This window comes from Pseudomonadota bacterium, from assembly GCA_039193195.1.
GTDB lineage: Bacteria > Pseudomonadota > Gammaproteobacteria > Steroidobacterales > JBCBZW01 > JBCBZW01.
Map to the genome: position 1 here is coordinate 469,433 of JBCCWS010000001.1, position 12,306 is coordinate 481,738.

Sequence of the window (12,306 nt, forward strand, 5' to 3'; positions counted from 1 at the left end):
GCCGCCCGTGCAGCTCACGTTGTGGGGTGGCCCTCACGCCCCGCGAGCACCTGGTCCGCCTGCACATCCGCATGGTACGAGGATCTCACCAGCGGGCCGCTGGCCACGTGGGTGAAGCCCATCGCGTAGCCTTCGCGTTCGTACTCGGCGAACTCGTCTGGGTGCACGAAACGCTCCACGGGAAGATGGTGTCGCGTCGGCTGCAGATACTGGCCGATCGTCAGCATCTCGCAGTCGTGGGCGCGCAAATCGCGCATCACTTCGAAAATCTCCTCGCGCTGCTCGCCTAGACCCACCATCAGGCCCGATTTCGTCGGCACCGTGGGATGAGAGGCGTGAAACTCGCGAATGAGCTTCAGTGAATGCTGGTAGTCAGAGCCCGGGCGCGCCTGGCGGTATAGGCGAGGCACGGTCTCGAGGTTGTGGTTGAACACGTCCGGCGGTGCCCGGTGCATGATCTCCAGCGCACGGTCCATGCGTCCGCGGAAGTCCGGTACCAGCACCTCCACCTTGGTGTTCGGGCTGCGCTCGCGAACGGCCTGAATGCAGTCCACGAAGTGGCCGGCACCCCCGTCGCGCAAATCGTCGCGATCCACCGAGGTGATGACCACGTAGCGCAGTGCCATGTCGCGGATCGTGTTGGCGAGGTTGACCGGCTCGTCAGCGTCCAGCGCCTTCGGTCGTCCGTGTGCGACATCGCAGAAAGGGCAGCGGCGGGTACAGATGTCCCCCATGATCATGAACGTGGCCGTGCCCTTGCCGAAGCACTCCGCGATGTTGGGGCAGGACGCCTCCTCACATACGGTGTGCAGGGCGCTATCGCGCAGGATCTTCTTCAGATCGCTGACAGCGGTGGTGGCGGGCGACTTCACGCGAATCCAGCTTGGCTTGCGCACGCGCTCGGTGGTCGGCTCCACCTTGATAGGAATCCGCGCCATCTTCTCCTCGGCGCTCATCTTGCGGCCGGGTTCGAGACGTCGCGCCCGAGCCGGCGGCGGCGCGGGTGGGGTTTGGGTGTCGCTCATGCGGGGTGTTCCTCGTGGGCACGGGGTGCGCAGGTCGGAGCGCGCTCGACGTAGCGCAGCGATTGCCCCGTATTGTACGCGAGGCGGCGCAACAGTTCGGCGCTCACCAGATCGCCCATCCGCGCGACCGTGAGATCGCGGGGGGCACCCTCGTCGATCATCCGAGTCACCTCGAGTCCCTGGTACCCGCAGGGGTTGATGCGGCCGAAGGGGCTCAGATCTGCATTTACGTTCAGGGCGATGCCGTGGTAGCTGCAGCCGCGCCGGATGCGCAGGCCAATGCTGGCGATCTTGCGTCCCTGCACGTAGACGCCTGGCGCTGATGGATCCGCCGCTGCTTCGATGCCAAATGGGGCGAGCGAGCTGACTACGCTCTGTTCGAGCACGCTCACGAGCGAGCGTGCCCCGAGGCCGTAGCGGCGCAAGGCCAGCAGGGGGTAAAGCACCAGCTGACCCGGCCCGTGGTAGGTCACTTGGCCGCCGCGATCGGTCTGCACCACGGGGATGTCCTCGCGCGCCACCCGCACGTGATCATGGGATGCGTTCAAGCCGAGCGTGAAGACCGGCGGATGCTCCACCAGCCACACCTCATCCGGTGAGACGCCGCCGCGCTCACCGGTGTACCGCGCCATCGCGTCCCGGGCATGCGAGTAGGCGATTGGGCCCACGCGACACAGATGCAACGCAGCGAGGGGAGGCTCGCCGGCGGCGACGCTCACAGGGCCCACAGCACCTCGTCGTTGGCCGTTAGGGCCGCGTAGGCAGCGTCTAGCTGATCCTTGCTCTCGGCGCGCACGGTGGCGGTGATCGAGGTGTACTTGCCGCCGCGGCTGGGGCGCTCGGCGATCCCGTCGCGCTCGACGGCGGCGAAGTGGCAATCGAGGATACCGATCACCACGTCGCGAAAGGGCCTAGCGCTTTCGCTATCGCGGCCGATGACTTTAATCGGGAAGTTGACGGGAAACTCCAGGGGCGTCTCCTCCAGCGCCTTCAGGCGATTGGCCTGAGACAGCACGCGCGGCGGCGTGTCGTTGCCGTTTTGGTTGGTCATAACGCTCCTCCTTTCGTCGAATACTCATCTAGGCGACTTGGTCTCAGTCGCGATCCTCTGGCCCCCCTGCGGCGACTGATGCTCGGTAGCGGTCCCACGCGTCGCGCCAGTGACGACCGGGCCGGCCGTCGCCGATCGAATGCTCATCCAAACGCGTCACGGGCAGCACTTCGCGCGTTGTGCTGGTGATCCAGACCTCCTCTGCTTCGCGCAGAGCCTGCAGGGCAATCGGCCGTCTCTCGCAGCGTACGCCAGCCTGGGCTGCCTGCTCCAGCACCCAGTCGCGGCTGACACCCGGCAGGATATCGGGGCCGTCGGGCGGGGAGACAAGGGTGTCATCGATCCAGGCCAGCACGTTGCTCGTAGAGCCTTCGTTCACCAGGCCGTCGCGGTGTAGGAGTGCTTCGGCGGCACCGGCCGCTCGGGCCTGCTCGCGTGCCAGCACGTTGCCGAGCAAGGAGGTGGTCTTGATATGGCAGGCGCGCCAGCGCAGGTCATCCAGGGTTACTGCGTGCAATCCCGCCTCGCGTGCTGCAGCGGGAGGTGGGGGGCTATCCATCAGCATTACCAGGGTGCGCGGCTCGGCGGTGGCGGGGAATGTGTGCGCGCGCTTTGGGCTGTCTCCCCGAGTCACCTGCACGTACAGGGCAGCCCGAGGAGGCACGAGCTGTGCATTGGCCGACAGCACGTCGTGTAGCAAGGCAGCCCAGTCCTCAGCCGCGAAGGGGTTCGCACAGGCGATGAACGCTAGGCTGCGTGCCAGCCGCGCCAGGTGGCGGTCGGTGAGAAACGGCAGCCCGTCGTAGGCAGCGATGACTTCGTAGACAGCATCACCGAACAGAAACCCTCGGTCGAGTACGGGAATGCGCGCCTCCTCCACGGGCAGGAGCTCGCCATCGAGGTAAGCCATACCGAGTACATTGGCCATCGTCAGTGCCCCCAGCGCCCTAGTTGAACCACATTATCACCTGGTCCCAGGTGCGCTTGACGAAGCTGCCAGGGATCACCGGTGTCAAGGTGGTCAGGGGCGTATCGACCACCGTCTCGCCGTCCAGCGTCACCTGCAGGCGGCCGAGCGTCTGTCCACCGTCTACGGGCGCGACGGCACGCTCACTGACCGTGGTGCTCGCCTGGAGACGATCGTAGCTACCGCGCGGGATGGTAATCCACAGGTCTTGCTCGATACCGAGTGGCACCTGTTCCACATCGCCCTTCCACACCCTCACGCTGGCGATCGTGTCGCCTGCGCCGTAGAGACGATGGGTGGCGTAGTAGCGAAATCCGTAATTCAGCAAGGCGCGGCTAGCGCTGGCGCGTGCCCGCGCCGATTTGGTCCCCATCACCACGGAGATCAGGCGCTGGCCGTCGCGTTCGGCGGAGGCTGCCAAGCAGTAGCCGGCGGCCGCCGTGTAGCCGGTCTTCAGACCGTCAGCACCCTCGAAGTTCCCGAGCAGGGGGTTACGGTTGCGCTGGGGTTTCTCGATCGGGCCGAACTTGAACTCGCGCTCGGAGTAGAGCGGGTAGTACTGGGGGAAGTCGGCGATCAGTCGTCTCGACATGGCGGCCACATCGCGAGCCGTGACTCGGTGGCGCTCGGCGGGCATTCCCGTGGCGTTGCGAAACTGGCTGTTCACGAGTCCCATGGCCAGGGCCTGCTGTTCCATGCGCAGGGCGAAGGCGTCCTCCGTGCCCGCGATGTGCTCGGCCAGGGCCACGCTGGCGTCGTTGCCGGACTGCACGATGACCCCGCGAATGAGGTCTTCTACGCGCACCCGATCGCCCACCTCGATGAACATCTTCGAGCCGCCCATGCGCCAGGCACGCTCGCTCACAAGCACCTCTTCATCGAGCGTGAGGCGGCCATCGCGCAGCTCGGTGAACACTAGGTAGGCTGTCATTATTTTCGTTAGGCTGGCGGGATCGACAACAAGATCCGCCTCCCGTTCGGCCAGCACCTTGCCCGTTTGGAAGTCGATGAGGATGTAGCTGCGGGCGTCGACCTGTGGGGCGGCGGGGACGGGTAGCGAGGGCAGCTGCGCCGTCACGCTACCAGCAGCGATCGACAGTAGGCAGGAAAACACCAATCGGGAGCACATCGAATGCATGCGTAACCTTGGGCCTCTCGGCGGTTAGATCTTGACCGGGGCGCTGCGAGGTCGCCGCAGCAGCCTGCACTTGCTAGTAGCCGGTCAGGAATGTATCGGTAATGTTCGCGAGTCGCATCCGCTCGACGAGCTCGTCGTAGGCGCGGACGTCTGAGAAGGGTCCGACCCGAACGCGGAAGGCAGGTTCCGGTGGTTGCGCTCGATGGATCACGACGTTCGCAAAGCCGAGCGCCTGCAGGCGCGTGCGCAGGCGCTCGGCGTTAGCGGCGTCGGAGAACGCCCCGACCTGTACGAAGAACTCGGCGAAGCCCCCGGACGGCGCCCCCTGCGTTGGGATAACTTCCGGCGGCGGCGCAGCGTACGTCGCTGGGGTGGCGAGCAGCGTATCGGCGCGGGGGGCGGGCGCAGCGGGCGCCGAAACCACCTGTACCTCCACCAGACCCGTGCCCGGGCCGATCAGCTCCAAGCGGCGAGCGGCTTCGTAGCTCAGGTCGATCAAGCGATTCTTGACGAAGGGGCCGCGGTCGTTGACGCGCACCACGATAGCGCGGCCGTTGGCGAGGTTGCGCACGCGCACGTAGGTCGGGATCGGCAGGGTCTTGTGCGCCGCGCTCAGCGCGTACATGTCGTAGATCTCGCCGCTCGCCGTCGGCCGACCGTGGAACTTTGCGCCGTACCAGGAGGCGACGCCGCGCTCGCGGTAGTCGGCCGCCTGCATCATCACGTAGTAGCGCTGTCCCATCACTTCGTAGAAGGGAGCGTTGCCAGCGCGATTCACGCGGGCGCTCGAGTGCGAGGCCTTGCTGGAGCTACTGCTGCTATCTGCGCCACCTGAGCTGGCGCAGCCGGCGATCGCCATGGCCAGCGCGACGATGATGATGGTGCCCAGCCAAGATCGCCGGCGATGTGCGCCGGTGCTGCTCACCGGGCGGCTTGCTCCAGCTTGTCAGCCACCGACCTGCCCAACGTCACGACGGCCATGGCGTAGAGCACGCTATGGTTGTAACGGGTGATGACGTAGAAGTTGCGCAGCCCGACCCAGTATTCGGGTCCGTCGTCACCATCGAGGCGCATGAAGACCGCCTTCGCGTCATCCGCTAGCGCCTCATCGATGCGCAGGCCCGCGGCACGCAGGCTGCCCACCGTGTGCGAGAGGGCCAGTTTGGTCGCCGGCAATGAGGCGGGATCGGTGCCCGCCGTTAGCGTGGCTGGCACGACGATAGGCTCACCCGGTCGCCAGCCATGCTCGTCGAGGTAATTACCGATGCTGGCGATGATGTCTGGCCAGTTCTGCCACAGATCTCGGCTGCCGTCCTCGTTGGCATCGACCGCGTAGGCCATGTACGAGCTCGGCATGAACTGGGGTGCTCCCATCGCGCCAGCGTAGGACCCCATGGCAGTGTGCGGATCGAGATCACCCGCGTGGGCAAGCTCGAGGAAGCGGGTGAGCTCACTTCGGAAGAACTTGGCGCGCGGTGGGTAGGCGAAAGCTAGGGTGCTGAGAGCGTCGATGACCCGATAGCCGCCCTGGGTGGTGCCGTAGTTGGTTTCGATGCCGAGGATGGCCACGAACACGCGTGGTGGGATCCCGTAGCGCTCGGAGGTGGCGTCGAGAGCCTCGCGCTGGCTGGCCCAGAAGCGCGCACCGGCACTGATGCGCGGTTCGCGGACGAACAGATCGCGGTAGTCATGCCAGGGCTTGGTGCGCTCGGCAGGCCGGCTAATGGCCTTCACTATCGACGATTTTACTTGCGCGTCGGCGAGTAATTCCGTTAGCCACGCGCTGTCGATAGAACGCTCGCGGGCGGTGGTCTCGATGAATGCGGCGACGTCGGCATCGGCCACATCCAGGGCGTGGGCCACGTTGGCGACGGCGACCAGCGCCAGCCAAGCGGCGCAGGAGAGTCCTTTGCTCACCTCGAGAGCAGCCTCCGGTGTGTCTGCACGGACATGAGGATACCGAAACCGGCCATGATGGTCACCATGGAGGTGCCGCCGTAGCTCACCAGAGGCATGGGCACGCCGACCACCGGCAGCAGGCCACTCACCATGCCCGTGTTGACGATCAGATACACGAAGAACGTGAAGCTGAGGCTGCCGCTGAGTAGGCGCGAATAGGTGTCTTGCGCTTGTACCGCGATCATCAAGCCACGACCGATCACGAGCGCGTAAGCGGCGAGCATCGTGAGCACGCCCATCAGCCCGAATTCCTCGCCGAGCACAGCAAAGATGAAGTCCGTGTACGGCTCTGGCAGAAAGTCCAGGCTGGCCTGACTGCCGTTGGTCCAGCCCTTGCCGAACACCCCCCCTGAGCCGATTGCAATCTTCGACTGGATGATGTGGTAACCGCTGCCGAGAGGGTCGCTCTCCGGGTTGAGGAAGGTGAGCACGCGTTCTTTCTGATAATCGTGCAGGTAGACAAACCACAGGGCAGGTGCGGCGGCGGTTGCGGTCAGGCCGCCGACCGTGATCAGGCGCCAACTCAGACCGCCGAGAAAGAGCACGATGAGGCCGCTGACGGCGATCAGCAGGGCCGTTCCAAGATCCGGTTGAAGTGCGATCAGTGCGGTCGGAACCAGCACCATCGCCAAGGCGAGAAACATGATCCATAGGGAAGGCGGGAGGGGCCGTGGATGCAGCAGCCAGGCGACCGCCATCGGGACCGCCAGCTTCATGATCTCCGAGGGTTGGAAGCGCATGAAGCCAAGGTCGAGCCAGCGTTGGGCACCACCGCCTTCGTCGCCGAGAAAGAGCACGGCCACCAGCAGCCCAGTTCCACCCAGAAACGCCCAGGGTGACCAGATGCGCAGGTAGTTGGGCGGGATCTGAGCGATCACCAGCATGGCGATAAAGGCGAGGCCGAGGCGAACGGCTTGGCGAATTAGCAGGTACTCGCTCTGTCCGCTCGCGCTGTAGAGCACAACCAGGCCCAAGGCGCAGAGGGCAAAGAGGGCTAGCAGCAGAGGCAGATCGAGATGGAAGATACGGAACAGTGCGCCCGCACGGCTCGGGTTGGCGGAGCCGTCGGCATAGCCGGTGGACAGGGGATTGGCGCTGCTCATGGAGCGCTAGTTCCCCGCTACCGTGCCGGCGGCTGGCGTGGCCGGCAGTAGGTAAGCGTCCATCACCGTACGCGCGATGGGCGCTGCCACGCGGCTGCCGCTACCGCCATTCTCCACGATCACGGCCACGGCGATCTGTGGGTATTCAAAGGGGGCGAAGGCCACGAACCACGCGTGGTCGCGCAGGGCCTCGGCGATCTCCTCCTCGTTGTATTCGTCATCCTGGGCCACGGTGAACACCTGTGCGGTGCCAGACTTACCTGCCATCAAGTACGGGCTGGACCGGCCGACCGCGCGGGCCGAGCCTCGCGTACCGTGCACCACGCCCTGCATCGCCTGGAGCACCTCCTGCCAAGCCTCCGCAGTCGCCTCCAGAGGAGCCAGCTTCTGCGTGGGCTGCGTTTGCATGCGGCCATCTTCTTCCCCGCGCACCGCCTCGACGATGCGAGGAGCGTAGCGCTCGCCGCGGGCGCCGAGGATCGCCGTGGCACGAGCGAGCTGCAGCGGGGTGCTGAGCATATAGCCCTGGCCGATGCCCGCGATTACGGTCTCTCCCGGGAACCACACCTGGTCCGCTCGCCGACGGAACGCCGTACGTTTCCATTCGGTGGAGGGCACTAAGCCGGCGTGCTCGCTGCCGATGTTCAGGCCGCTGCGTGAGCCGAGGCCGAAGCTCGTGAGGAAGTCGTGCATCACGTCCACCCCTAAGCGTGTTGCAAGCTCGTAAAAGTACACGTCGCAGGATTGCTCAATCGCGCCGTGCAGATCCACGTGCCCATGGCCCTGAGGCTTCCAGTCGCGGTAGCGATGTGAATCGCCGGGAAGTTGGAAGTAGCCAGGACACCAATGAGTCTCCGTGCCGTCGATGGCTTGCAGGGTCAGTCCCGCTAAACCGAGGATCGGCTTGATCGTGGATCCCGGCGGGTACGCGCCCTGTAAGGCGCGATTGAATAGGGGCTTGTCGTCGCTGCGCACGAGCAGGTCGTACTGAGCCTGCGAGAGTCCTGTGCCGAATAAGTTGGGATCGAAGGATGGGCTGGAGTAGAGGGCGATGACCGAGCCGTCGCGCGGGGAGACGGCGGCAATCGCGCCACGGCGTCCTTGCAGCGCTGCCGCGGCCGCTCGCTGCACGCGCACGTCGAGCGTCAGCATGATATCCCGGCCCGCCTGCGGCGGGTCGTTCTTAAGAGTCTTCAGTGAACGGCCTTGGGCGTTGACCAGAATCTGGCGATAGCCAGGCCTGCCCTGGAGCGTGTCTTCCAACGCGCGCTCGATGCCCGTGCGCCCCGTGTGCGTGGTGCCTGCGTAGCGTGCCGACTCCAACCGTTCCAGATCGCGTTGGCTGAGGCTGGCGACGTAGCCCACCGTGTGAGCGGCTATGCTGCCGAGTGGGTAGCGCCGCGCCAGGCGCGCGCGCACGTCGGCGCCCGCGAAGAACTGGCGCTGGACGGCGAATTGCGCAACTTCGTCATCCGTTAGCTGATACTTCAGGGGTACCGGCTCGAAGCGCCGATGGCGCTTGTAGTCCCTTCGGAAGCGCTCCAGGTCACCGTCGGAGAGGGTGATCACGTGGCCCAGGCGAGCGAGGGTCTCGTTGAGGTCATCAACGTCTTCCGGGGTGATCTCCAGCTGGAAGGACGGCAGGTTGTCGGCGATGCGGATGCCGTTGCGGTCGCTGATCAAGCCGCGGGTCGGCGGAATCGGCTCGATCTTCACCCGATTCCCCGTTGAGAGCGCCTGGTAGTGCTCGTGGTTGAGGACCTGCAGGAAGGTAAGGCGACCGATCAAGGCGAGGACGGCGACCAGCGAGAGCACGGCGGCGACGGCCATGCGCGTCGCGTACAGACGCACCTCCCGATCCGTGTCCTTTATGTTGCGTCTGTCTTGGGCACTCATGGGTGCGGGTGGCGCCGCCAGGCGCTCAGCTGTCGGTGGCGGTGGTGGCGACGCGCGTACTGCTCACCAGCGCAAGTAGGGGCCACAAAGCCAACACGGTCGCGGCGCTCGTGAAGCGGGCGAAGCCACCGGTAGGTTGCCCTGCCACGCCGTCCACCCACATGAGCAAAAACTCGTAGAGCGCGGCCAGCAGCGCCACGCTTGCGGTCTGGTGGCTGATTGGTGAGACCCGCATACGTAGGCGGAAACGTTGTGCGAGGGCAGCCACGATGATCAGGGCTAGGGCATGCTGACCGAGGAAGGTGCCTTGAAGTGCATCGAGCAGAACGCCGCACACCCAGGCAGCAATCAGGCCGAAACTCTCCGGACGGCGCAGCACCCAATAGACTGTGAGCATCGGTAGCCAGGGCGGGCGTGCCAATTCGATCTCGGGGGGGAGTGGCATCACGCTCAGGGCAAGGGCGAGGATTACCGAGACGACGATGATCCCGGTGGCGGTCTTGCTGACGCCGCCGGTCATCGCTCCAGAGTGCTGGCGGTAAGTGCGCTGCTTGCGCTCTTGGCGTCGGCGTCGTCCTTCGTCGACGAACTCGCACTCGCATCGGCCGTGAGGGTGGCTGGGTTGCCGCTGGTGCCCGCACCCTCCTGCGACCACACGAGCAGGAGCTCGCGAGTTTGGTTTAGGCGTGCGGCGGGCTCTGCCTCGACAGTGGCGAAGGACTCGTCACCGTGGTGATCGATGGACGAGACCCTAGCCACCGGGTAGTTAGCCGGGAAGCTGCCACCAAGGCCGGAGGTAACGAGCAGGTCGCCCTCCCGAATGTCTGCTGACTTGGGTACGAAGGGAAGGTTCAGGCGCCCCGTGTCGCCCGTTCCATAGGCGATCGTCAGCAGCCCCGTGCGGTTGACGGCCACCGGGATGGCGTGGCTGGGGTCGCTGATCAAGATCGCCTCTGAGGTCATGTCGTCGGCACGCAGCACCTGGCCTACGATCCCCTCTGCGTTGACCAGCGCTTGGCCGGGGAATGCTCCCGCATGCAGCCCGCGGTCGATGACAACGCGGTGGCGAAAGCGGTCGTCGATGTCCACGGCCATGATTTCGCCGTGGAGCACACGATCGCTGATGCGCGCAGTCGAGTCCATCAATGCTCGAAGGCGTGCGTTCTCGGCTTCCAGCGCCGACAGGCGTAGCAAACCGACGCCGAGTTCTTGCTGGCGTTGGCGCAGGGCAGCGTTCTCGCGCCTAAGGCTGCGCTGGTCTCGAAAGTTGTCGCCCACCCACGCGACCATGGACGCTGGCGCATCCACCACGAGTTGTACGGGGTAGACGACGGCCGACAGAACCCGGCGAATCTGATCGAGGTGGTGGAAGCGCGCATCAGCCCACATGAGGCAGATGGACATCGCGCCGAGGAGCACCAGCCTCAGGCCCAGATTGCCGCGTTGAAAGCGAGGGTTTGGCTGATGATCGTCGTACGTCACAGCTCGGTGGTGCTCGGCAGCCTGCGTTGCAAGAATTACTCCACAATTCTCGCCGTTTTACAGGGCAATGCAAACAGTTACAAGTGTTAGATCAACAAATTGCGCCTGACAACGACGTTATGTGTCCAATCCGCGGGCACGCGATGGCAGATTCGTGCGCCAGTTCAAAAACCCGTGCGCGTGGGAGTCGGCCGTCGGCGTCTGATCTAGTCCAGGCTGAAGATGCCCGGCCCTTGCTCATCGAGCAGTTCCAGGGCCCGACCACCGCCTTTGGCCACGCAGGTGAGCGGGTCTTCGGCGACGAGCACGGGCAAGCCGGTTTCCTCTTGTAGCAGCTTGTCGAGGTCCCGTAGCAGGGCGCCACCGCCGGTGAGGACTATGCCGCGCTCGGCCACGTCAGCACCCAGTTCTGGCGGCGTCTTTTCCAGCGCCGTCTTCACCGCCCCGACGATGCCCTGGAGGGGCTCCTGCAGCGCTTCCAGGATCTCGTTGCTGTTCAGAGTGAACGAGCGAGGTACACCTTCGGCCAAGTTGCGCCCCTTCACGGAGATCTCCAGCACCTCGCGGCCGGGATACGCCGAGCCGATCTCATGCTTGATGCGTTCGGCGGTGGCGTCCCCGATGAGGATGCCGTAGTTGCGTCGAACGTAGCTCATGATCGCCTCGTCGAAGCGGTCACCGCCAATGCGGACCGATTCCGCGTAGACGATGCCGTTGAGCGAGATCACGGCCACCTCCGAGGTGCCGCCTCCCACATCGAGCACCATTGAGCCGCGGGCTTCGTGCACCGGCATGCCGGCGCCAATCGCCGCGGCCATCGGCTCGTGGATCAGGTGCACCTTGCGCGCGCCCGCATGGACGGCGGAATCCTCGATCGCCCGCCGCTCCACGGGGGTGGAACCGTAGGGAACGCAGACCAGCACGCGCGGCGAGGGCCGCATTAGGCGGCTCGCGTGGGCGCGACGGATGAAGTACTGCAGCATCTTCTGGGTGACCACGAAGTCGGCGATCACCCCGTCCTTCATAGGCCGGATCGCCCGGATGTTGCCTGGCGTGCGGCCAAGCATCAGCTTGGCTTCCGTGCCGACGGCACAGACGCTCTCGCCGCGCCCAGCATTCTCTTTGATGGCCACCACGGAGGGTTCGTCGAGTACGATGCCGACACCGGGCGCGTAGATCAGCGTGTTGGCGGTGCCTAGGTCGATGGAAAGGTCGTTGGAGAAGTAACCGCGCAGAGTCTTGAGCATGGTTCACGCATGGCAATGGTGAAGCCCGCCACGATAGCAATGGGTGTCACCATGAGCAAGGCGCGTGTATCATCCTGCGCGTCTTCGGATCCCTTTTTTTCGAGGAAACTGCGCCATGTCCCTGACCCCCGATGAGGTCAAAAAGATTGCTCACCTGGCACGCCTATCCATAGGCGAGAAGCAGGTACCGGACTTCGTCGACAACCTCTCGCGGATCATCGATTTCGTCCAGCAACTGGAGTCTGCTGACACCGCCGGCGTACAGCCGATGGCGCATCCCGTGCCGAGTACCCAGCGCCTGCGCGCGGACGAGGTGAGCGAGACCGATCATCGCGAACGCTATCAGCGCAATGCCAGCAGCGTGCAGGAGGGCCTCTACCTGGTCCCCCGTGTCATTGAGTGATGGCCCGTAAGCGCTCGCACGTGGCGCCCTGGGTC

13 protein-coding genes are annotated in these 12,306 nt (G+C 65.1%); 1 reads left to right on the top strand and 12 read right to left on the bottom strand.

The window, feature by feature from the left end; genetic code table 11:
• Positions 1-14: 14 nt before the first annotated feature.
• The 12 genes from lipA to AAGA68_02070 all read right to left on the bottom strand — a co-directional run bounded on the left by lipA (position 15) and on the right by AAGA68_02070 (position 11,868).
• A complete protein-coding gene (lipA, locus tag AAGA68_02015; GenBank protein ID MEM9383809.1) occupies positions 15-956 on the bottom strand; it encodes a lipoyl synthase in 942 nt (313 codons plus the stop codon).
• 65 nt (positions 957-1,021) lie between these two features.
• Positions 1,022-1,708 (bottom strand): lipoyl(octanoyl) transferase LipB, encoded by a 687-nt coding sequence (lipB, locus tag AAGA68_02020; GenBank protein ID MEM9383810.1) that lies wholly within the window; start codon positions 1,706-1,708, stop codon positions 1,022-1,024.
• A gap of 32 nt (positions 1,709-1,740) precedes the next feature.
• Complete coding sequence (locus AAGA68_02025; GenBank protein ID MEM9383811.1) at positions 1,741-2,076, bottom strand: DUF493 domain-containing protein; 336 nt, start codon at positions 2,074-2,076, stop codon at positions 1,741-1,743.
• A 43-nt stretch (positions 2,077-2,119) separates the two neighbouring features.
• Entirely contained in the window at positions 2,120-3,004 is an 885-nt protein-coding gene (locus AAGA68_02030) for an aminotransferase class IV (protein MEM9383812.1), read from the bottom strand.
• A gap of 19 nt (positions 3,005-3,023) precedes the next feature.
• A complete protein-coding gene (locus AAGA68_02035) occupies positions 3,024-4,157 on the bottom strand; it encodes a D-alanyl-D-alanine carboxypeptidase family protein (protein MEM9383813.1) in 1,134 nt (377 codons plus the stop codon).
• Between the two features lie 97 nt (positions 4,158-4,254).
• Positions 4,255-5,106 (bottom strand): septal ring lytic transglycosylase RlpA family protein, encoded by an 852-nt coding sequence (locus AAGA68_02040; protein ID MEM9383814.1) that lies wholly within the window; start codon positions 5,104-5,106, stop codon positions 4,255-4,257.
• A complete protein-coding gene (mltB, locus tag AAGA68_02045) occupies positions 5,103-6,098 on the bottom strand; it encodes a lytic murein transglycosylase B (GenBank protein MEM9383815.1) in 996 nt (331 codons plus the stop codon). The genes AAGA68_02040 and mltB overlap by 4 nt, the downstream gene beginning before the upstream one ends.
• Positions 6,095-7,243: a rod shape-determining protein RodA gene (gene rodA, locus AAGA68_02050; GenBank protein ID MEM9383816.1), complete on the bottom strand. Its 1,149-nt coding sequence runs from the start codon at positions 7,241-7,243 to the stop codon at positions 6,095-6,097. Before rodA ends, mltB begins: the two co-directional genes overlap by 4 nt.
• 6 nt (positions 7,244-7,249) lie before the next feature.
• Entirely contained in the window at positions 7,250-9,139 is a 1,890-nt protein-coding gene (gene mrdA / locus AAGA68_02055) for a penicillin-binding protein 2 (protein MEM9383817.1), read from the bottom strand.
• A 25-nt stretch (positions 9,140-9,164) separates the two neighbouring features.
• Entirely contained in the window at positions 9,165-9,659 is a 495-nt protein-coding gene (gene mreD, locus AAGA68_02060; GenBank protein MEM9383818.1) for a rod shape-determining protein MreD, read from the bottom strand.
• Positions 9,656-10,621 (bottom strand): rod shape-determining protein MreC, encoded by a 966-nt coding sequence (mreC, locus tag AAGA68_02065; protein ID MEM9383819.1) that lies wholly within the window; start codon positions 10,619-10,621, stop codon positions 9,656-9,658. Before mreC ends, mreD begins: the two co-directional genes overlap by 4 nt.
• A gap of 206 nt (positions 10,622-10,827) precedes the next feature.
• Entirely contained in the window at positions 10,828-11,868 is a 1,041-nt protein-coding gene (locus AAGA68_02070) for a rod shape-determining protein (GenBank protein MEM9383820.1), read from the bottom strand.
• A 115-nt stretch (positions 11,869-11,983) separates the two neighbouring features.
• Here AAGA68_02070 and gatC point away from each other — a divergent pair, with 115 nt between their 5' ends.
• Positions 11,984-12,271, top strand: a complete 288-nt coding sequence (gene gatC / locus AAGA68_02075) for an Asp-tRNA(Asn)/Glu-tRNA(Gln) amidotransferase subunit GatC (protein ID MEM9383821.1) — start codon at positions 11,984-11,986, stop codon at positions 12,269-12,271.
• Positions 12,272-12,306 lie beyond the last annotated feature (35 nt).

Coding starts and splice junctions, on each gene's coding strand:
- rodA (MEM9383816.1), bottom strand. CDS start 7,243: ATGAGCAGCGCCAATCCCCTGTCCACCGGCTATGCCGACGGCTCCGCC.
- mreD (MEM9383818.1), bottom strand. CDS start 9,659: ATGACCGGCGGCGTCAGCAAGACCGCCACCGGGATCATCGTCGTCTCG.
- AAGA68_02070 (MEM9383820.1), bottom strand. CDS start 11,868: ATGCTCAAGACTCTGCGCGGTTACTTCTCCAACGACCTTTCCATCGAC.
- gatC (MEM9383821.1), top strand. CDS start 11,984: ATGTCCCTGACCCCCGATGAGGTCAAAAAGATTGCTCACCTGGCACGC.
- AAGA68_02030 (MEM9383812.1), bottom strand. CDS start 3,004: ATGGCCAATGTACTCGGTATGGCTTACCTCGATGGCGAGCTCCTGCCC.
- mrdA (MEM9383817.1), bottom strand. CDS start 9,139: ATGAGTGCCCAAGACAGACGCAACATAAAGGACACGGATCGGGAGGTG.
- lipA (MEM9383809.1), bottom strand. CDS start 956: ATGAGCGCCGAGGAGAAGATGGCGCGGATTCCTATCAAGGTGGAGCCG.
- AAGA68_02025 (MEM9383811.1), bottom strand. CDS start 2,076: ATGACCAACCAAAACGGCAACGACACGCCGCCGCGCGTGCTGTCTCAG.